Genomic DNA, 19,926 nt, shown 5'->3' on the forward strand with positions numbered 1-19,926 from the left:
GAGTTTGGAGAGCGGGACCATGGTGGGGAACTTCGACTTTCTGCAGGCCGAATGGCCGCAACTGCATGCCGAGGCCAAGAAGGCAGAACGTGACGCGCTGTTCGACCCGCGCACCACGTGCTTCTACGCGCGCCGCACCGTCGAGCACACCGTCAAGTGGATCTACCGCACCAAGAACCTGCCCGAGCCGTACAAGTCGGACCTCGCCGCCCGGATCCACGAAGGCAAGTTCGCCGGCGTCGTCGGCCACGGGCTCGTCACGAAGATGGACCTCATCCGCCGGCTCGGCAACGCGGCTGTCCACGACGACAAGCCGGTGTCCAAGGACTCCGGCCAGAAGGCGCTCGCCGAGCTGTTCCACCTCATGTCGTGGCTGGCCCGCACCTATGCGACCCAGCCGTCGAGCAAGCCGTCGCCGCAGCTGCAGTTCGACCCGGCCCGCCTGCCCAAGCCCGGTGGTGGTGCCGTCGTCGCGAAGACCGTCGCCCAGCTGGGGAAGCTGGAAGCGGAGCTGGCTGCCAAAGACGCGCAACTCGAGCAGTCCGAGACCGAGAAGCAGGACCTCATCGCGCAGCTCAAGGCCCGCGACGAGGCCGTGGAGACAGCAGAACTCAACAACGCCAGCTACGAACACCTGATCGCGGAGTTGCGTGCCCAGATCCACGCCGCGCAACAAGCCAGCGCCGCAGCGCCCGACACGCACGACTATGACGAGGCGCAGACCCGCCGCGACCTCGTCGACCTCATGCTCCACGAATCCGGCTGGGCGTTGGACCACAAGCGTGACCGCGAATTTCCCGTTGCCGGAATGCCCGACAGCAAGAACGGCTTCGTCGATTACGTGCTGTGGGGCGCGGACGGTCTGCCGCTGGCCGTCGTCGAGGCCAAGAAGACTTCCGTCGATCCGATGGCCGGGCAACAGCAGGCGAAGCTGTATGCCGACTGCCTCGAGCAGCAGTACGGTAGGCGGCCGGTTATCTATTACAGCAACGGATTCGAACACCACTGCTGGGACGACCTGCGGTACCCGCCACGGGAGGTCGCCGGTTTTCACACCCGTGACGAACTCGAACTGCTCGTCACCCGCCGGACGTCGATGAAGCCACTCGCAGATGTCCCCGTGCCCCAGGAGATCGCCGGTCGGCCGTACCAGGAGAACGCGATTCGCGCTGTCACCGAGCGGTTCGAGATCGAAAACCAGCGTGCCGCGCTGCTCGTCATGGCCACCGGCGCCGGCAAGACCCGCACCGTCGTCGCGCTCGCCGACATGCTGATGCGCGCCAACTGGGTGAAGCGGGTGCTGTTCCTCGCCGACCGCAAAGCCCTCGTCAAGCAGGCTGTCGGCGCGTTCAAGACGCACTTGCCCGACTCGTCGCCGGTGAACCTGTTGACCGACAAGAGCACCGAGGGGCGAGTCTACGTATCCACGTACCCGACGATGATGGGTCTCATCGACGAAACAGACGGCGGCACACGGAAATTCGGTCCCGGATATTTCGACCTCATCGTGATCGACGAGGCACACCGCTCGGTGTACCAGAAGTACCGGCACATCTTCCGGTACTTCGATTCGCTGCTGCTCGGGCTCACCGCCACCCCGAAGGACGAGGTGGACTTCAACACCTACCAGCTGTTCCAGCTCGAAACCGGTGTTCCGACGAACGACTATCCGCTCGACGAGGCCATCGACGAAGGGTATCTCGTCCGACCGCGCGCGGTGAACGTGCCGCTGACCTTCCCGCTGCAGGGAATTCGCTACGCCGACCTCCCCGATGAGGAGCGGAAGCGATACGAGTCCATCGATTGGGGCGACGACGTCGCCGAGGACGAGATCCCTGACATCGTCCAAGCCGAGGCCGTCAACAAGTGGCTGTTCAACATCGACACCGTCGACAAGGTCCTCGAAACCCTGATGACCCACGGACATCGAGTCGCGGGCGGCGACCGGCTCGGCAAGACCATCGTCTTCGCGAAGAACGAGCGCCACGCCCAGTTCATCGCCGGCCGATTCGACGCGAACTACCCGGAGTTCAAAGGCTCGTTCGCCCGCGTCATCACCCACTCGGTCAGCCACAGCCAGGACCTCATCGACAAGTTCTCCCAGCCCGACCAGGAACCGCACCTCGCGATCTCGGTCGACATGCTCGACACCGGCATCGACGTCCCCGAAGTCGTGAACCTCGTCTTCTTCAAGCCGGTGCGGTCGAGGTCGAAATTCTGGCAGATGGTCGGTCGTGGCACCCGGCTGCGCCCCGACCTGTACGGTCCCGGCCGGGACAAGCTCGACTTCTTCGTCTTCGACGTGTGCGGCAACTTCGACTACTTCGACGAGCACCCCAACGCTTCTGAAGGCGCGCTCGCGCCCTCGCTCTCGCAGCGGCTTTTCACTGTCCGAACCGAACTGCTCGCCGCGCTCGACCGCACCGGTGCCGCGCAGGCACTGCGCCGCGACACCGCGGACCTGCTGCACGGCCAGGTTGCCGGCATGCGGCTGGACAACTTCATCGTCCGCACCCGGCGCCGCGAGGTGGAGAAGTACGCCGACCGCGCCGCCTGGGATTCGGCCCTCGAACAGCAAGCCGCCGAAATCGTCGGGAGCCTCGCCGACCTGCCCACGACGGTCCGAGACTCCGACGAGATGGCGAAACGATTCGACCTTGCCATCCTGCGCGGGCAGCTCGCCGTCGTCGTGGGCGACGGCATCCTGTTGCGGCACGCCGACACCATCCGCGGCGTCGCGGACGGGCTGCTCGACACCGGACTCGCCATCCCGAAGGTGAAGGCCAAAGAGGAACTGCTGCGGGAGGTGGCCAGCGACGAGTGGTGGGAGGACGTCACCGTCGAAATGCTCGAACACGCTCGGCGTGAGGTCCGTTCCATCGTCGGGCTGCTCGACAAGAAGCAGCGCGTCGTTGTCTACACGGACTTCACCGACACTCGCGGCGAGGTCGTCGAACGAGCGATGCCGGAGATGCGATCCGGTACCGACATCGAGCGATACACCGCGAAGGCGCGTGACTATCTGCGCCGCCAGCCCGACAACCTGGCGCTTCGGAAGCTGCGTTCGGGCAAGTCGTTGACACCGGCCGATCTGGAATCACTCGAGGAGCTGCTGGCCCGCAGTGGTGCCGGCGAACCCGCGGATCTGGAACGCGCTGTCGCCAACGCTGACGGACTCGGACGTTTCATCCGCTCTCTCGTCGGCCTCGATCGCCGGGCCGTGCAGGAAGCGTTCGCGGAGTTCCTCGGCGAACGCACCGCCACCGCCAGCCAAATCAACTTCGTCGACCTCGTCATCGGCCATCTCACCCGCCACGGCGAGATGGACCCGAAGCTGCTGTTCGAGGCGCCGTTCACCGACGCGGCGCCGCATGGGCCGACGCAGCTGTTCGCTCCAGAGCAGACGAAGCGGCTTGTCGGCGTCATCCGGTCGATCAATGATTCGGTGGTCGCGACCGCCTGACCGCGCGCCAACGCCTCGGGTCGGGTGCCGGCGGGCGTTTCGTCGGCACCTAACAGCGCTGCCGCACCGGTAGCGCGACCGAATGGCGATTTGTCTGAATTGCTAGCCTCCGTAGATGATTTCAGCACCGCAAGGTTTTCGGGCGGTGGCGGGGGCCGCGTTGATCTGTTCGATGGCGGCGTGTTCCGGCGAGAACACCGCCGCGACTTCGCCGCGCCCGTCCGCTCCGCCCACCACCACGACGGCCGGACCGAAGCAGACCGATGGCACGTTGCCCGAGGGCGCCGACACGCACGGCTACCGCGATTCGTTCGCCCGGTGCAGGGACACCGAACTGCTGGTGCTGCTGGTCGGTCAGACCGCCGGACGCCCGGTGACCACTGTTCGGGGCTTCCGTACGGGCGGGGACAAGCGATTTGTCGTGTGCGAGGACCAGACCGCCACCCGGATCATGCGGGCGGTAGCGCCATCGCTGCGGCCCGAACCCTTCGAAGGGGCTTTCTTCACGTTCACTGCCAACAGTCAGCAGTTCGTGGCCGATGGTATGAAGATCGACCTGGCTCGGGCGACGATCACCGTCACCGACGATCCGAAACGTCCTGAATACCGCGCGGTGACATGGATGGTGAACGAATACTGGAGTGCTATCTACTGATTCGCCCAGTGCGGACAGCGCGAATGATCGGCCGACCATGGTGACAGTCACGCTCGGCAGCTGTCGGCGTTGGCGACGATGAGATGGCTGCCGACCGGCGGCGAGCTCGGTATCCCTCTCGATGCCGCTGTCTTCCGAAGCCCTGACAACGATGCTTGCGGGATTGTTGCGATGCCGGGCAGGCGCGCGGGATCCGGTCGCGCAGCAGGTCGAATCGATCGGTCGAAGGGCCGGGTGTGGCGCCGGTGTTTGCGCGCCATGCCGGTGGACCGGAGATCGATTTGCTGGAAGTGTGCTGCATGTATCCTTTCCGCGTCCTGGTTGACCGAGGCGAGCGGGTGTCCGTTCGCCTCATGAGGGTCGGAGGTTTGTGCACATGGTTCGGCATCGCTCGGTTCCGCGTCCGGCGGTACTCACGCCCGGCGCTGCGACATCGCATTTCCGCCCTGTGCTGCTCGATGCGTCGAGCCCGGCGGGACTGCGCGACCTGGAAGCGCTGGCAGCGTCGGGATCTGTGAGTGCGGTGCACGACACGATCGAGGACCAGCTCGACGAACTGATCCGCTGCGAGGACCCCGCTGTCGCGCATTCGGCCGGCTCGCGGGCAGCGTCGCGTCATCGGATCTGTGGCGGGACTCCGTTGTGGCATTGGGGAACGTGGGTGTTCTATCCGTGGAACGGTCGGTTGGCGCATGTGCTGCCGCGCGAGAGTTTCCAGCGGGTACGCACCGATCGCAATCGCGACAAGATCGACCGGGCGCAGCAGCGAGAGCTGCGTGCGCGGCGGATCGGTGTGGTCGGGCTGTCGGTGGGCAACAGTGCGGCGGTGACGCTGGCGATGGAAGGTGTCGGTGGGTCGTTCCGATTGGCCGACTTCGACGCCCTCGGACTCTCGAATCTGAACCGGCTGCGGGCAGGGGTGGGTGATCTCGGGGTTTCCAAGGCGGTGCTGGCGGCGCGTCAGATGTTCGAGATCGACCCCTATCTCGACATCGAGGTGTTCGTCGACGGGTTGACCGAGGAGTCGATCGGTTCGTTCTTCGATGGCGTGGACGGCACCGGGCCGCTGGATCTGCTGGTGGAGGAATGCGACACGGTGTGGGCGAAAGTCGCTGCCCGTGAGTACGCGCGGGACCGGGGGATCCCCGTACTGATGGACGCCAACGATCGCGGCTTGCTGGATGTGGAGCGGTTCGATCTCGAACCCCTGCGTCCGCTGTTCCACGGCCGCACCGGCGGGTCGACCTCGTCCGATGTCGCGAGGATGAACCGGGGCGAGCTGCTGTCGTTTCTGCTGGCCGTGGTCGACGAGGCGCGGCTGAGTCCGGCGATGCGCGACGCTGTCGCCGAGATCGGCCGGAGCCTGTCCAGCTGGCCGCAACTCGCCTCCGGGGTGATGCTCGGCGGCGCCTTGGTGGCCGACACGGCTCGTCGGATCCTGCTCGGCGAGCCGATCCCGTCGGGGCGAACCTATATCGACCTCGACGAGCTCATACCCTCGGTAGGTCCACTGGCCGCTCCGGAATTCGTGCGTGTGATGGAGGCAGTCCGTTGACGATCGACCTGCGCAACGTGGAACTGGTCGGCACGCGGCTGCGGTTGCGTGATCTGCGTGCCGGTGATCTGGACGTGTATCAGCGGATCTTCACCGACCCGCACCTGACCCGCTATATGGGCACCGACAGCATGGGTGTCCAGGCGGCCGCGGCGTCGTTCGATGCTGCCCTGCGCTCTCGCGGCGAGAGTCCGCGGCGCAAGTACACGCTGGCGATCACGGCACCGGATGCCGACACCATGGTCGGCACCATCAGTCTGCTGGTGGAGGATTTCGGCAGCAACGCGATGATCGGCGGTCTGGTCGTGGTTCCGGAAGGTGCTTTGCGTGCGGGTGGGATCGAGGCGGGGCGGCTGATGGCGGCATTCGCCTTCGGGCCGCTCGGGATTCACCGGGTATGGGCGGGACACCGGCACGATCATCCGGTGATGGACACGGTGATGTCGGGAGTGGGCTTGACGCCGGAGGCGCGGCTACGGCAGCTGTACCGAACGCAGGGCCGGTGGCGTGACGTGTGCACCTATGCGGCGTTGCGGCCGGAATGGGCTGCGACGGCGACCGCTGCCGAACGTCGGATCCTGTCGTTGCGGCCCACCGCGGCAAGGGAACACGTCATCGCGGGCCGGTGAAGCCGGTGCCCGACCCTGCCGAATCGGGCTCGTGGCGCGCCAGGGCGCGATAGCATCGCCCACTACAGGCCCCGTGCAATCACCATTTGCCGAATTGCCACCACCCGAAACGCGCAGCGGCCGGCGACGGGAGGACTCCACCGCCGGCGAGGATCCGAAGTGGAGACCACCCATGGCAGTGCTGATCGATTCCGACTATTTCACGCCGGGGGACCGGCGGGAAGCGGTCACCGCGATCCTGCAGGAAGCCGATATCGGGGCGAACCTGCGGATGTGGGATTCCTCGGCCGAAGTGGTCAGCCGGCACCAGGCCTGGATGCTGGGTGCGATCGCGCTCACCCGCTCGGAGGTATCCGGTCACCAGGTGTGCCGTACCAGTCGGCACGAGCGAGCCACGCCCAGCGACACGCTGACGGTCACCGTGCAGAACGGACAGGTCCGCAGGCACGAACAATTCGGTGCGCAAACGCTGATCGAACCCGGCTCCTGCGAAGTGATCGACCTGGCCACCGCGTTCGCCTCCGGCTGGCACGGTCTCGGTGGGACGCTGTGCCTGCAGCTGTCCAGGGAGCGGCTCGGTATCTCCGCGGAAACGGTCGCCGCGGCACACGGGCGGTTGGCGGCATCACCGCTGTACCCGATGGTCACGGCGCAGATCCAGCATCTCGTCCGGATCGCCGATCAGCTCGAAGCCGATCCGGCGGCCGCCTCGGTGGGCGAGTCGTGCTTGGAAATGGTTCGGGCGCTACTGATCTCGGCAGCCGGCCGCGGACCGGGTGACGGCGCCGCCATCCCGGAGCAACTGCTGATCGAGCAGATCCTCGGGTATGTGCGGGCACACCTGTCCGATTCGACCTTGAAGATTCCCGGTATCGCCGCCGCCAACAACATCTCCGTTCGGCACCTGTACAAGGTATGCGCGCAGTCGGGTATCAGCCTGGAGCAGTGGATCATCGAACAACGCCTGGTCCGAGCCCGCGACATGCTGGTCGACAGAGGCTACGCGCACCGGTCGGTCGCCGCTGTGGCCGGTGCCGTTGGTTTCCGCGACGCCGCCCACTTCACCCGGCGATTCCGCGAAGCATTCGGCATGACGCCCCGCGACTGGCGCCGCAGTGCCGGCGATGCGGGCAACCCTGCGAAGTAGCCGGGATTGCGCACCCGCGGCGCTCGGGTTCGTGCGTGCAAGTTCATTTGTGCGTGCAGAGTCAGTGGCCGTGCAGTCACAGCCTCTTTCGCAGGTGCATTCGCCGTTATCGTTCGAATGTGGTTGCGCGAGACCGCTTCAGGAGTCCGAGTGTTCGCCGACGGACACCCGCGCTGATGCGGTCCGTGCCGAGGCATCGAGAGAGAGGGGAGACCATGTCCACGACTATCGGCAAAGCTATTCGTGCGGCGAGGATGGCCTCCGGATTCACGCAGGCGGAGTTGGCCGACTGGATCGGGATTACGGACGGAAATCAGATCAGCCGTTGGGAACGCGGTGTGGTGACACCCAGTGCCGACAATGTCGGCGAGTTGTCGAGAGTCCTGGGGGTGCGTCTCGACAGCTCGGCCAGAGGTGCGGTGTCGTGCTGAGCTGAGTGCTGTCGCGTCGGCTCGATCGGGATCGAGCCGACGCGACAGCGAGAACGGTTACGAAGCGACTCGGGAGCTCAGGTAGTTCAGGAGGATGTGGGCATCGTCGCCGTAGTCGATGTGGGCGGCTGAGGCGTAGAAGTTGGCCATGTCCACACCTTGGCGGCCCAGCTGGACGAGCTCTTCGACGGTGGTGGGGTCGGTGACGCTGAGCAGGGCTCGGGTGGTTGCGTGGAGGTCGGCTCGGATACCGGCGGCGACGGGGCCGAGTACGGAGGCGGTGAGGTCGGCGCCGGTGGTGGCGAAGGCGGCCAGGTCGGCGGCCGCGGCGACGGGGTCGTCGCGATCGAGGGATTCGACGGCACGCCAGAGGATTTCCTGCATTCGGCCGACCTTGTCGGCGAGGCTCAGGAGATCGATGTGGACGAGCGCGTCGGCGATGACGCTGACGCCTGCGGTGCGACCGGAGGGGTCGTCGGCGGCGGCAGCGCGAATGACCTGGGCGACCAGGGCTCGGTCCACACCGGCCGCGGCCTGGACCAACGGGGCCAGGTCGACGTTGAGGGCGTTGGCGGTCCGGTGCGCACCGCGAATGTCTCCCGCCGCGATGAGCTCGGGGAGCCGGGTGAGGTTGTCGAGAATGGTGGGCAGGTTCGCCGCGGTGGTGGTCCAGCCGGCGCCCATGGTGACGGCTTGATCGATCAGGGTGCCGGGGTCGACCGTGGGGGGCAGCACATTCGCGATCGGTCCGGGATCACCGCTCAGCACCCGGCCCAACACGGCGAGGAAAGGGGAGGTGGCGGCATCGAGAGAGCAGTACAGGTCGCCCTCGGTACACAGGGTGCGAACCCGTTCGGTCAACGCACCGAAATCCCGGCTCCGCGTTCCGGCGATGCCATATCCGGGCTGCGGGTCACCCAGGGAGAGCGTGGTGTTCGGATCGCGATGCGGGTCGGCCAGTAGTCCGACCCCGACCACTCGATCGGCACTGATGGGACCGTCGCCGTTGCCGATCTCGGTGGCGAGGTCGCCGATGCCGTCGGCACCCTGGCTGTAGCCGGCGAGGACGACCCGTGTCGAGCTGCACAGCCCGGTCAGCATGTGACGCAAGCGGGATTCCAGGGTGCCCAGGGATTCGGCGTAGCTCAGGCCCAGGTCGAAAGCGCTTGCGGCATAGGGCACGTAGCGCACCGTGATGTCGCGGCCCAATTGTCGTTGCAGGCCGTCGCCGATGGGCCGCAGTATCCCGACCGGGGCCCGGGGATCGGCGCCCGGCGTGGTCTCCCAGGTTCCCGGCGCGAGAATCGCCGTGTACGGAGTGCAGGGCGGCTGCGCGCCGGGTATTTCCGCCCGCGCGACGCCGCCTGTCGCGGTCCCGACCGCGACAACGGCGGCGACCAACGTCACCGCGGCGGATCTCGACAACCTGTTCATTGTCCAATTCCTCTGGTGCCGAAGGGGAGTCGTGGCAGGACGGCAGGTGCTCAAGTGCGCCGAACCGTCATGACCAATTCTCGCCACTCGCAGTCGGTTACGTGGCCCCTTTCAGACATATTTTCATTTCAGATAGGGGGATCCTGCCCGAAGTGGATGCCGGGTGGCGCGGACCTGTTCTCGGAACCGCGCGTGATCCGTCGTACGCGGAGCTCGGCAGGACCCGATGTCCGACCTGGTGCGCCCGTCAGGGGCGGCGGTCGGAGTATTCGAGGTATCCGCGGCCGCTGATCTGACGGCCTTCATGGGTCGCCGTGTAGGTGTATCCGGCCACGACGTTGACTCCGGCGTACAACCACTGGGTGTCGACCGATCCGTCGAGGGTGGTGATCGTCTGGCTGCCGTCGCGGATCGTCCATCGGAACGACGCCGGCATGAACATCGTTTCGCCGTCGGGGCAGACGAAGGGCTGGTCCCGGAACTCGGTGACCTCGAACCGCACCGATGTGCCGAGGCGCCGGGATCCGCCGCCCGCCGTGCGTTCGAAGGCGAGCATCGCCAGCGGGGTGTCGGTGCCCGTGCCGGTTCCCACCAGCAGCAGCTGGGTGTCGGCGTCGAGATTGAGGACGTGGTAGGTGAAGAAGTCGAAGGGCACTTTCAGTTTGGCCGGCAGCGGCTTGTCGCGCACCATCGTCGGCGCGTTTCCCTTGCCGTATTCGAACGAACACAGGCCCGCGACATCGGTGCTGTTTCCTTCGTGGGTGATGGTGCCGCGATAGCGGCTCAGCAGCGCGAGGTGAGTGTAGTAGGGGCGCTTGGTGAACCAGGTGACATCACCGGTGGCGGTGATCTCGAGGTCGGTCTCGAATCCGGGACGTACGCTGCGGAGCCGGAAGTTCGGGTAGGTGCCGGTGATGGTGTAGTCCGGACCGAAGCGCAGCGATGAGCCGTCCGGTGCGAATTCGCTGTCTTCAGCTCCGTGGGCGCTGAACGGATCGTGGTCGGTCGCTGCTGTGCCGTGGCCGACGGTGGAGGTGTCACGGGCGCGGCCCTGGCGGGCATGGTCGACGTCCCACGCCCGGAAACCCGTAAAGCCGACCACGGTCATGTTGGCCATGAAATGGTGCGGTGCGGGCAGGTCGGGAATCATGATTCCGTAGTGTGCGACGCCCTGTCCGAAGCGGCTTTTCGACGGCGGGGTGAACGCCGGCAGGGGAGTGTCGGCCGGAAAACCCGGTGCTACGACGCCGAGAAGGTGCGGGCCGACCCGCGCGATCATGTCCTTGAACCAGCCGAGCCGATGGGCGGGGTCGTAGACAACGGGAACCGGCAGGGTTGCTTCCGAAGGCTTCGGGGTCATGGGTGAGCGCTCCTTGGTACGGCAGACAGCGGTCTCGCGATGAGGTGTGGGAGATTGCCGATGTCATCGCGCGAAGTGGCGGGTGGTGTCCCGGATGAATCCATCGAAGAGGACCTTGCGGTTGAGCGGGTGACTCAGCGCGACGGGCAACCGCATCCGCCCGCGCGGCTCGAAGGCGAACCTCCAGGTGAACCGGCATCCGTGGGCGGTCGGGGTGACGAGGTAGTCCTCAGCGAAGGTGCGAAAAATCGGGAGATTCGCTGCTTCCACGTAGAAGGCGTGACGGCGAGTGGCTTCGTCCCAGAGGAAGAACCGTTCGGTCAGGACAAGGGATTTCGCGACCTTCACCGTACGGGTGGTGCCGATGCCGAAGGGGCGGTCACTGGTATAGGCGCCACCGAGCGCCCGGCACCAGGCAAGTGGCTTGTCGGCGACCAATCCCCGCCACACCCGGTCGGCGTCGACATCGAGGTCGATGTCGTAGCGCAGCGTGTGCGTGGCGGTGTCGAAGAAGTTCTCGTCGGTGACAGGGTCGAGGGTGTACCGGGGCATGGGTGTGTCCTTGGGATCAGCGGGTGAGCCGGTACAGGGTGTAGGGCACTGTACGGGACAGGTAGTGCGCAATTGTCAGGTAGGGGCTGCGCTCGGGTGCGGGGTCTTTGCCGTCGCCGAGCCGCCACAACTGTGTGGTGTGCCAGACGATGTTGCCCAAGCCGTCGATGCGTTTGATTCCGGTGTTGCGTTGCCGGGCGATGGTCGCCGGTGTGGTTCCGGCGAGCAGGTGCCGGGGAAAATCGGGTTGCAGGGCCATCGGCCGGGCAATGCCGACGAGATCGACGGCACCTGAGGTGATCGCCGCGCCGGTACCTTCGGCGGTGCGGAAGCCACCGGTGAGCAGCAGGGGTGTGGAGATGTCGGCGCGAATCTGCTCGGCGAACTCGAGGAAGTACGCCTCGCGGTCGAGAGTGCTCGCCTTCGGTCGGGTGTCACCCATGAACGCGACCGACTCGTAAGTGCCGCCGGAAATCTCGAGGAGATCGATCGACTCCGCGTCGAGTGCGCGCGCCACTGCTGCCGAGTCGTCCTCACCGAACCCGCCTCGCTGGAAGTCGGCGGAATTGAGCTTCACCGCCAACGGGGTCGCCGGTCCGATCGCCGCGCGGACCGCGCGGACGATCTCGAGCAGGAAGCGTTGCCGGTTGTCCCGGCTGCCGCCCCACCGGTCGGTGCGGACGTTGGTCGCCGGAGACAGGAACTGGCCGATCAGGTAGCCGTGCGCGGCGTGGATCTCGATGCCGTCGAACCCGGCCTCGACCAGGATTCTGGCCGTTTCGGCGAACTTGCCGATCAAAGCCGTGATGTCGCTGTCGGTCAGTTCGCGCGGGGTGCGGTAGGCGCCGGCGCTGCCGGTGAGGCGGATGGCGGAGGGGCCCACCGGACTCGAGTTGAGTGTCGCCGGGATCTGCCTGCCGGGATGGTTGATCTGCGCCCAGACCTGCGCGCCACCTGACTTCGCGGCCGTCGACCATTCGTTGAGCACGGCGAGGTCGCGCTCGTCGTCGACCACCACGTTGCCGACCTCGGCGACGGCGGTGCGGTCGACCATGATGTTGCCGGTGATCAGCACCGATGCGCCGGAGTCGGCCCACCGCCGATAGAGCCGCACGTGCCGGGCACCGGGTGCGAAGCCGAAGTCGCCGAGGCACTCCGACATCGAGGCCTTGACGATCCGGTTGGCAAGAATTGTCCCGTTGGGCAGCGTGAAGGGCTCGGCCAGCGAGTTGACGGCGGTCGGTTTCATTCGTCCTCGTTTCTGAGATGACCGGTCATCTCATAATCAGTAAACGGGATGCGCTAGCCTGAGTCAAGACGACTGGTCATCTGTGGAGAGGTAAATGGCGCAGCGAAACATCCCGGAGCGATTGCTCACCGCGGGGCTGGACAGGTTCCACGGCCACGGCTACCACGGCACCGCCGTACAGGACATCACCACAACCGCCGGGGTGCCCAAGGGGTCGTTCTACAACCACTACGCCTCGAAAGAGGCCCTGGCCGTGTCGGCGATCCATCAGTACATCGCCGACAGTCCCGTACAGGTGCTCTTCGATCCCGGAGCCGGAACCGCCGTGGCGCGGCTGCGCGCGCACTTCGACGAACTACGGCGGCGATTCGAGGACTCGGGGATGACGCGCGGTTGCTTGCTCGGCAACCTCTCCAACGAAGTCGCCGATCACAGCGAGACCATCCGCACCACCCTGGAAACGGCCTTCACCGCGTGGGTCACGCTGATCACCCAGGTCCTCGATGCCGCTCGGAACGACGGTGAGATAGCCGCCGACCTCGACACCGCCGACACCGCCAGTTTCTTGCTCAACGCCTGGGAAGGTGCGCTGCTGCGCGCCCGCGCGTCCAAGAGCGGCGATCCCATCGACGCGTTCTATGCCCTCGCCTTCACCGTCATCTTGAAGCCGAGTAGCTGACAATCCCGCCGAACGCAGGCAACCGACGATCGCCTCGCTCTCCGGGAGTGGGGCGATCGTGTCGTTCGTCAACGGGTGGACTGCCGATGTGCCCTCGACTGTCTCCCGAGGGCAACGACATCGGCTGTTCGGCGCGCCTTTGCCACGAGTTCAGCACGACCCTGACATTCGGTGGCCTCCTTTGTGAGACCCTCAGGCTGCCAACGTGACTGGGAAAACGAGGAGGAACGATGACTGAGATGGTCGGGATCGCCCCAGCGGGTCTCGGACGCCGCGCCGTCGCACGTTTCATCGACTGGATCATCGCCGGCGCCATCGGCCTGGTCGTGTTCTGGTTGCTGGAACGAGTGACCGACCTTCCGAGCTGGATCGCGATCCTCCCCGGCGCCGGCTTCGGATTCCTGTATTTCGTGGCCTTCGAAGTGCTGACCGGGTCGACCCCCGGCAAGAAGCTCCTCGGGCTGCACGTGAACGGTACCGACGGCACGGACAAACCGGATCTGCTCGCCTCGGCCAAGCGCAACGCCTACATGTTGCTGAACCTGATTCCCTGGGTCGGCGGCGTGCTGTGGTTCGTGGCCGCCATCGGTATCGCGTTCACCGTGAGCTCGAGTCCGTCCAAGCAGGGCTGGCACGACAAGTTCGCGGGCGGAACCCAGGTGGTCAAGGACTGATGCGTCAGGCCGCACCGAGCTGATCGGCACGACCTGTACGCCACTACCTGTGTCCACGACCGAAGGGCGACGCCGACCGCGCGTTCGGCCGCAGGTCGTCGGTCATGCCTTCCGCTGGTCAGGTCGGTGCCGTGTTCGTTCACTCCGCATTACGGTGGGTTCCGTCGCGGACGGTCCCGACGAACTCCTCGACCAGGTCTTCGAGAGCGACCACGCCGACGGTGTTGCCCCGGGTGTCGACCACGCGGCCGAGGTGGCTGCTGGTGCGGCGCAGGCGGGCGAGGGCTTCGTAGAGGGTGGTGGTGGTGCTGACGGTGGGCAGGGGGCGGATGTCGGTGCGCGGGATCTGGGTTTCCGGGCCCGCGGTGTCGTCGGCGACCTTGTCGAGGACGTCCTTGACGTGCAGGTAGCCCACCAGTGAGCCGTCGGTGGCGCGGACGGGGTAGCGCGAGAAACCGGTTTCGGCGACGGCGGCTTCGATGTCACCCAGAGTGGTTCCGTTGCCGCGCAGGGGAACCGAACGGGCTTGGGACAAAGGCACCATCACATCGCCGACGATCTGTTCGGAGGTGCCAAGCGCCTGGGTGAGCCTGCGGTGTTCCTCCTCGTCGAGCAGCCCCTCGGAGCGGGATTCGCCGATCATCTCGGCCAGTTCCACCGTGGAGACCGTGGCGTCGAGTTCGTCCTTGGGTTCGATCCGCAGCATCCGCAGCGTCAGGTTCGCCGCCAGGTTGTACAGCGCGATCAGGGGGCGCGCGATCCGCAACCACATCAGGTGGATCGGCACCAGCAACAGCGCGCAACGTTCGGGTCCGGCCAAGGCGATGTTCTTGGGGACCATCTCGCCCAGCAGGATGTGCAGGATCACCACGATGGTCAGCGCCAGGGCGAAACCCACCGGGTGCAGCAGCTGCTCGGGCAGCCCGAGCAGTTCGAACGGACGCTCGATCAGGTGCGCGATCGCGGGTTCACCGACCCGGCCGAGCAGGATCGAGCAGATGGTGATGCCCAGCTGGGCGGCGGCCAGCATGATCGACAGGTTCTCACCCGCCTCGATCACCGTCTGCGCCTTCTTCTTGCCCTGGGCCACCAGCGCTTCGAGGCGGTCGCGGCGCGCCGAGATCAGCGCGAACTCGGCGGCGACGAAGAACGCGTTGCCCGCCAGCAGCACCACGGTCAGTGCGATTCCGAAGAGATCACCCATTGTTGTGCTCCCGTGCTGCGAGGTTCTCGTCGTCGACCGGAATCAGCCGGACCCGGTCGATGCGGCGTCCGTCCATGCGTTCGACGCGGGCGATCCAGCCGCCGGCGCCGCCGCGCGATTCGGGCAGCACCACTTCGTCGGCGGTGGCCGGGATGCGGCCGAGCTGGGTCAGGACCAGGCCGCCGAGGGTTTCGTATTCGCCCTCCGGCGCGTCGTAGCCGGTCGCGCGCGACACCTCGTCGATGCGCAGCAGACCCGAACAGTCCCAGCCGTCCGAGACTCGGCGCACGTCACGTTCCTCTTCGTCGTGTTCGTCGCGCACGTCGCCGAGAATCTCCTCGATCAGGTCCTCCATGGTCACCATGCCCGCGGTGCCGCCGTACTCGTCGACCACGAGCGCGACCTGCATGCCGTCGGCGCGGACCCGTTCGAGCACTTCGTCGCCGTCGAGGCTGGCGGGCACGATCGGCACCGCGACGGCCAGCTTGCTCAACGGGATCTGCTTGCGCAGGTGCCCGGGATGGGTGAAGGCCTGCTTGACGTGCACCACGCCGAGCGAGTTGTCGAGGTCGCCGTCGATCACCGGGAACCGGGAGTATCCGGTGCGGGCCGAGGCGGCGATGAGGTCGGCGATGGTGTCGTCACGGTCCAGCGATTCCACCTTCACCCGGGGGGTCATCAGGTCCTCGGCGCTGCGCTCACCGAACTCGAGGGACCGGTCCATCAGCTGCGCGGTGCGCTGATCCATCGCACCGCGCTGGGCCGAGGTGCGCACGAGTGAGCCCAGTTCCTGGGGTGACCTGGCCGAGCGCAGTTCTTCGGCGGGCTCGATGCCCAGTCGGCGCACGACCAAGTTGGCGGTGCTGTTGAGGAAATGGATCAACCATTTGAACGACGCCGAGAACCCGATCATCGGGCCCGCGGTGATTCTGGCCGTGCCCATCGGCTTGGCGATGGCGATGTTCTTCGGTACCAGTTCGCCGTAGATCATCGACAGCGAGGTGGCCAGGATCAGGGCCAGGGCCAGCGCGATGCCGTGGGAGGCGGCTTCGCTCAGGCCGATGCGGTCCAGACCCGGCGCCAGCAGTCGCGCCAGCACCGGTTCGGCGATGTAACCGGTGATCAGGGTGGTGATGGTGATGCCGAGCTGGGCGCCCGACAGCTGGAACGACAGGGTGTTGTGCGCCTGTTTGACGTTGCGGGCCCTGGTGTCGCCGGAGCGGGCGGCCGATTCGACGGCGCTGCGTTCCAGGGCGGTGAGGGAGAATTCGGCGGCCACGAACAGGGCCGTGCCGAGGGTCAGGGCGGCGAAACCGAGCAGGCTGAGCACTGTCAGCACGATGGACATCCTCAGCACCACCCATGTGGTGCCGGGGGGAAACCAGAAGGCCGGACGGACGCTGCGGAAAGGAGGACGCCGGGTTTGTCACCCGGCTCCGTAGAGGAACCCTCCTGTGTGGCGCCCTGGGACGCGGGTGACAACTGGATCCTTTCGGGGTGGGGAAGAAAGCTCTGCCGAGATCGGCAACTCCATAGTAATCGGTGCCCACCGTTGATGTGTCAGCGGCGCGGCGCGCTGACGGCGACGGCGGCCGACCCGAACGCCGCGACGTTCGGATCGGCCGCCGTGCGCCCGGGTCACCAGCCGCTGGGCAGTGGCCGTCCCTCAGCGAAACCGGCCGCGGACTGCACCCCGAGCACCGCGCGGTCGTGGAACTCGGGCAGCGTGCGGGCGCCGGCGTAGGTGCAGGAACTGCGCACACCCGAGCAGATGTGGTCGATCAGGTCCTCGACGCCGGGGCGTTCGGGGTCCAGGCGCATCCGCGAACTGGAGATACCCTCCTCGAACAGCGCCTTGCGGGCTCGGTCGAAGCCGCTGTCGGCGGAGGTACGGGCGGCCACGGCGCGCTTGGAGGCCATGCCGAAGCTTTCCTTGTAGGCGTTGCCGTCGCGGTCCACGCGCAGGTCGCCGGGGGATTCGTAGGTGCCGGCGAACCAGGAGCCGATCATCACGTTCGACGCACCCGCGGCCAGCGCCAGCGCTACGTCGCGCGGGTGCCGCACCCCACCGTCGGCCCATACGTGCACGCCGAGTTCGGTTGCCGCGGCGGCGCATTCGGCGACAGCGGAGAACTGCGGGCGGCCGACGCCGGTCATCATGCGGGTGGTGCACATGGCGCCGGGGCCGACACCGACCTTGATGATGGTGGCGCCCGCCGCGGCCAGATCACGGGTGCCCTCGGCGGAGACGACATTGCCGGCGACCAGCGGCAGGCCCAGCCCGAGGTCGGCGACGGTGCGCAGCGATTCGAGCATCTTCGCCTGGTGCCCGTGCGCGGTGTCGAGGACGAGCACGTCGGCGCCCGCGTCGGCCAGTGCCTTGGCCTTGGCGGCCACGTCACCGTTGATGCCGACGGCGGCGGCGACGCGCAGTTTGCCGTCCGCGTCGACGGCGGGGGTGTAGATGCCGGTGCGGATGGCGCCGGTGCGGGTCATCACCCCGGCCAGCGTGCCGTCGGGGTGGGTGAGCACGGCGAGGTGGGCGCGTGCTTCGGCGAGCCGGTCGAAGATGTCACGGGGGGAGGCGTCGATGGCGGCGGACACGAAATCGGTGACCGCGACTTCGCGCAGCCGGGCGAACCGGTCGACGTCGGCGCAGGCGGCCTCGGTGACCACCCCGACGGGCTTGCCGTCCTCGATCACCACGACCGCGCCGTGCGCGCGCTTGTGCATCAGCGCCACCGCGTCCGACACCGCGCTGTCGGGGTCGAGGGTGACGGGGGTGTCGGCGGTGAGCGAGCGGCTCTTCACGAACGCGATCGTGTCGGCGGCGGCGGGGATCGGCAGGTCCTGGGGCAGCACCACCAGCCCGCCACGGCGCGCGACGGTCTCGGCCATTCGCTTGCCCGCGACCGCGGTCATGTTCGCGACGACGAGGGGGATGGTGGTGCCCGAGCCGTCGACGGTGGCCAGGTCCACATCGAACCGGGACGCGACATCGGTCCGGTTCGGGACCAGGAAGAGGTCGTCGTAGGTCAGGTCGTACGGCGGCTGGGGTCCCGGAAGAAATCGCACTTGGCCGATGATAGCCCTGTGCGGAGCGCGGTGTGCGAGTCCGTGGTGCGCGGCTGCTCGAGTTCCCGGCTTGTCGGCCGTGGTCGTTACGGGTGCTCGCGCGGGCGGGAATTCGGGGCCGCGAACGGCTCGTGGCCGAACCGTGAACGGTTCGGCCACGCGCGGATTCGGCGGTGTCGGTTCAGGTAGCCGAGCGGTTGCGGCGGGCTGCCGGAGCGGCCGGACGCGCGCTCCGACGACGCGAATTCGTCGGCGTGTCGCCGGTGCGGGCGTGTCCACCGGTACCTGCGGGCTTGCGGGTACGGGCCTCGCCCGCCGGGCGCTCGCGTCGCGGTGCGCCCGCGCCACGACTGTGCCCGTGGCCGGCCTCGCCCGTAGGTGCCCCGGCGCGGGGGCGCCGGGTGCGACCGCCGCCGTTCGCCGAGCGCACCGGCTGTGCGGGCGCCACCGGGGTGGCCAGCGCGATACCGCTGGGCTTGCGGGCGCCGGTGATCGACACCAGCTTCTGGTCACCGGGGCGCACGTCGACGCCGTCGGTCCGCACGCCCGCCTTACGGGTCATCGCGGCGACGTCCTTGCGCTCCTCGTCGGTGACGAGCGTGACCACCACACCGTCCTCGCCCGCCCGCGCGGTGCGACCGGCGCGGTGCAGGTAGGCCTTGTGCTCGGCGGGCGGGTCGAAGTGCACGACCAGCGAGATGCCGTCGATGTGGATGCCGCGGGCGGCGACATCGGTGGTGACCAGCACCGGCACCGACCCGTCGGCGAAGGCCGCCAGGGTGCGCACGCGGTTGTTCTGGGCCTTGCCGCCGTGCAGCGAGCCCGCGTCGACACCGGCGCCGCGCAGCTGCTTGGCCAGGCGGTCGGCGCCGTGCTTGGTGCGCACGAACATGATGGTGAGCCCGTCGCGGGCGGCGATCTCGGTGGCCACCGTGCGCTTGATGTTCTTGTCACGCACGTAGAGCAGGTGGTGGGTCATGGTGCTGACCGACGCCTCGGCGGGCGCGGTCGAGTGGGTGACCGGGTTGTTCATGTAGCGCTTGACCAGCTTGTCCACATCACCGTCGAGGGTGGCCGAGAACAGCAGGCGCTGCCCCTGCTTGGGGGTGCGGTCGAGCAGCCGGGTGACCTGGGGGAGGAAGCCCATGTCGGCCATGTGGTCGGCCTCGTCGAGCGCGGTGATCGACACATCCGACAGGTCGGCGTTGCGCTGCTTGATCAGGTCGTCGAGGCGGCCGGGGGTCGCGATGAGCAGGTCGACGCCGCGAGCCAGGCGGTCGGCCTGACGCTTGATCGGCGCACCGCCGACCACGGAGGCCACGCGTAGCCCCAGCGAGCGGGCGGGCTCCTCGAGGGCCTTCTCGATCTGGGTGGCGAGTTCGCGGGTGGGCACCAGCACCAGACCGCGCGGGCGGCCGGGCTGGGACGGCGAACCGGCCAGACGGGTGAGCATCGGCAGGCCGAAGGCCAGGGTCTTGCCCGAGCCGGTCGGGCCGCGGCCGAGCACGTCACGCCCGGACAGGGCGTCACCGATGGTGGCGGCTTGGATGGGGAACGGCTTGTCGATGCCGGCGTTGCGCAGGGTCTGGACCAGCGCGACAGGCAGACCTAGTTCGACGAAGGACAGGTCAGGACGCGAAGAGTTGGACAAAATGGCCTTTCGTTGGGCTGCGAATCGCGCTGGAAGATCACCGGCGCCGATTACCCGAATACGCACGAGCGCGTGGACGGGGTGCGGCCCAGCAGGAAGGACCGATCTCCCAGGATAGGCGTGATCGGCCTCGGGTGGGTAAACAAGCTGGTCATCGGGTGTCGGATC

The 19,926-nt window shown here is 67.3% G+C and carries 16 protein-coding genes; 8 read left to right on the forward strand and 8 right to left on the reverse strand.

The features are described from left to right. Nucleotides 1-19: 19 nt before the first annotated feature. The 6 genes from ACFO5K_RS06515 to ACFO5K_RS06540 all read left to right on the forward strand — a co-directional run bounded on the left by ACFO5K_RS06515 (nucleotide 20) and on the right by ACFO5K_RS06540 (nucleotide 7,880). The gene (locus tag ACFO5K_RS06515) at nucleotides 20-3,463 is read left to right on the forward strand and encodes a DEAD/DEAH box helicase family protein (RefSeq protein WP_378557265.1); all 3,444 of its coding nucleotides are present in this window, start codon (nucleotides 20-22) and stop codon (nucleotides 3,461-3,463) included. A 271-nt stretch (nucleotides 3,464-3,734) separates the two neighbouring features. After that, entirely contained in the window at nucleotides 3,735-4,118 is a 384-nt protein-coding gene (locus tag ACFO5K_RS06520) for a hypothetical protein (RefSeq protein ID WP_378557268.1), read from the forward strand. 376 nt (nucleotides 4,119-4,494) lie between these two features. Further along, a complete protein-coding gene (locus ACFO5K_RS06525; protein WP_378557271.1) occupies nucleotides 4,495-5,673 on the forward strand; it encodes a ThiF family adenylyltransferase in 1,179 nt (392 codons plus the stop codon). Then, nucleotides 5,670-6,302, forward strand: a complete 633-nt coding sequence (locus ACFO5K_RS06530) for a GNAT family N-acetyltransferase (RefSeq protein ID WP_378557281.1) — start codon at nucleotides 5,670-5,672, stop codon at nucleotides 6,300-6,302. The genes ACFO5K_RS06525 and ACFO5K_RS06530 overlap by 4 nt, the downstream gene beginning before the upstream one ends. 172 nt (nucleotides 6,303-6,474) lie before the next feature. After that, on the forward strand, nucleotides 6,475-7,449 hold the full coding sequence (locus tag ACFO5K_RS06535) for a helix-turn-helix domain-containing protein (RefSeq protein WP_378557284.1): 975 nt from the start codon (nucleotides 6,475-6,477) through the stop codon (nucleotides 7,447-7,449). A gap of 215 nt (nucleotides 7,450-7,664) precedes the next feature. After that, nucleotides 7,665-7,880, forward strand: a complete 216-nt coding sequence (locus ACFO5K_RS06540; RefSeq protein ID WP_378557287.1) for a helix-turn-helix transcriptional regulator — start codon at nucleotides 7,665-7,667, stop codon at nucleotides 7,878-7,880. A 57-nt stretch (nucleotides 7,881-7,937) separates the two neighbouring features. On the opposite strand, the gene ACFO5K_RS06545 is transcribed toward ACFO5K_RS06540, so the two are convergent. The 4 genes from ACFO5K_RS06545 to ACFO5K_RS06560 form a co-directional block, all read right to left on the reverse strand. Further along, nucleotides 7,938-9,314 carry a cutinase family protein gene (locus ACFO5K_RS06545; protein WP_378557290.1) on the reverse strand — a complete coding sequence of 459 codons (1,377 nt, stop codon included), beginning with the start codon at nucleotides 9,312-9,314 and terminating at the stop codon, nucleotides 7,938-7,940. Nucleotides 9,315-9,561: 247 nt separating this feature from the next. Next, nucleotides 9,562-10,674, reverse strand: coding sequence for a DUF6670 family protein (locus ACFO5K_RS06550; protein ID WP_378557293.1), 1,113 nt, complete (start codon nucleotides 10,672-10,674; stop codon nucleotides 9,562-9,564). Nucleotides 10,675-10,737: 63 nt separating this feature from the next. Next, nucleotides 10,738-11,226, reverse strand: a complete 489-nt coding sequence (locus ACFO5K_RS06555) for an SRPBCC family protein (protein ID WP_378557296.1) — start codon at nucleotides 11,224-11,226, stop codon at nucleotides 10,738-10,740. A 16-nt stretch (nucleotides 11,227-11,242) separates the two neighbouring features. Beyond that, nucleotides 11,243-12,475: an NADH:flavin oxidoreductase/NADH oxidase family protein gene (locus ACFO5K_RS06560; protein WP_378557299.1), complete on the reverse strand. Its 1,233-nt coding sequence runs from the start codon at nucleotides 12,473-12,475 to the stop codon at nucleotides 11,243-11,245. A gap of 94 nt (nucleotides 12,476-12,569) precedes the next feature. On the opposite strand from ACFO5K_RS06560, the gene ACFO5K_RS06565 reads away from it, so the two are divergent. Together ACFO5K_RS06565 and ACFO5K_RS06570 are read left to right on the forward strand one after the other, a co-directional pair. Further along, entirely contained in the window at nucleotides 12,570-13,154 is a 585-nt protein-coding gene (locus ACFO5K_RS06565) for a TetR/AcrR family transcriptional regulator (protein ID WP_378557302.1), read from the forward strand. Nucleotides 13,155-13,384: 230 nt separating this feature from the next. Further along, nucleotides 13,385-13,828, forward strand: a complete 444-nt coding sequence (locus ACFO5K_RS06570) for an RDD family protein (protein ID WP_378557305.1) — start codon at nucleotides 13,385-13,387, stop codon at nucleotides 13,826-13,828. A gap of 139 nt (nucleotides 13,829-13,967) precedes the next feature. Here the strand turns inward: ACFO5K_RS06570 and ACFO5K_RS06575 are convergent, their stop codons facing one another. From ACFO5K_RS06575 to ACFO5K_RS06590, 4 genes are all read right to left on the reverse strand, one after another. After that, the gene (locus tag ACFO5K_RS06575) at nucleotides 13,968-15,032 is read right to left on the reverse strand and encodes a hemolysin family protein (RefSeq protein WP_378557308.1); all 1,065 of its coding nucleotides are present in this window, start codon (nucleotides 15,030-15,032) and stop codon (nucleotides 13,968-13,970) included. Next, on the reverse strand, nucleotides 15,025-16,380 hold the full coding sequence (locus ACFO5K_RS06580; RefSeq protein WP_378557311.1) for a hemolysin family protein: 1,356 nt from the start codon (nucleotides 16,378-16,380) through the stop codon (nucleotides 15,025-15,027). Before ACFO5K_RS06580 ends, ACFO5K_RS06575 begins: the two co-directional genes overlap by 8 nt. A gap of 290 nt (nucleotides 16,381-16,670) precedes the next feature. Further along, complete coding sequence (locus tag ACFO5K_RS06585) at nucleotides 16,671-18,107, reverse strand: GuaB1 family IMP dehydrogenase-related protein (protein ID WP_378557314.1); 1,437 nt, start codon at nucleotides 18,105-18,107, stop codon at nucleotides 16,671-16,673. A gap of 181 nt (nucleotides 18,108-18,288) precedes the next feature. Beyond that, nucleotides 18,289-19,758, reverse strand: coding sequence for a DEAD/DEAH box helicase (locus ACFO5K_RS06590; protein WP_378557317.1), 1,470 nt, complete (start codon nucleotides 19,756-19,758; stop codon nucleotides 18,289-18,291). Between the last annotated feature and the right edge of the window lie 168 nt (nucleotides 19,759-19,926).

The organism is Nocardia halotolerans (assembly GCF_042650145.1).
Lineage (GTDB): Bacteria > Actinomycetota > Actinomycetes > Mycobacteriales > Mycobacteriaceae > Nocardia > Nocardia halotolerans.

Coding starts and splice junctions, on each gene's coding strand:
- ACFO5K_RS06525 (WP_378557271.1), top strand. CDS start 4,495: ATGGTTCGGCATCGCTCGGTTCCGCGTCCGGCGGTACTCACGCCCGGC.
- ACFO5K_RS06540 (WP_378557287.1), top strand. CDS start 7,665: ATGTCCACGACTATCGGCAAAGCTATTCGTGCGGCGAGGATGGCCTCC.
- ACFO5K_RS06555 (WP_378557296.1), bottom strand. CDS start 11,226: ATGCCCCGGTACACCCTCGACCCTGTCACCGACGAGAACTTCTTCGAC.
- ACFO5K_RS06560 (WP_378557299.1), bottom strand. CDS start 12,475: ATGAAACCGACCGCCGTCAACTCGCTGGCCGAGCCCTTCACGCTGCCC.
- ACFO5K_RS06575 (WP_378557308.1), bottom strand. CDS start 15,032: ATGGGTGATCTCTTCGGAATCGCACTGACCGTGGTGCTGCTGGCGGGC.
- ACFO5K_RS06565 (WP_378557302.1), top strand. CDS start 12,570: ATGGCGCAGCGAAACATCCCGGAGCGATTGCTCACCGCGGGGCTGGAC.
- ACFO5K_RS06545 (WP_378557290.1), bottom strand. CDS start 9,314: ATGAACAGGTTGTCGAGATCCGCCGCGGTGACGTTGGTCGCCGCCGTT.
- ACFO5K_RS06580 (WP_378557311.1), bottom strand. CDS start 16,380: ATGTCCATCGTGCTGACAGTGCTCAGCCTGCTCGGTTTCGCCGCCCTG.
- ACFO5K_RS06535 (WP_378557284.1), top strand. CDS start 6,475: ATGGCAGTGCTGATCGATTCCGACTATTTCACGCCGGGGGACCGGCGG.
- ACFO5K_RS06515 (WP_378557265.1), top strand. CDS start 20: ATGGTGGGGAACTTCGACTTTCTGCAGGCCGAATGGCCGCAACTGCAT.
- ACFO5K_RS06550 (WP_378557293.1), bottom strand. CDS start 10,674: ATGACCCCGAAGCCTTCGGAAGCAACCCTGCCGGTTCCCGTTGTCTAC.
- ACFO5K_RS06570 (WP_378557305.1), top strand. CDS start 13,385: ATGACTGAGATGGTCGGGATCGCCCCAGCGGGTCTCGGACGCCGCGCC.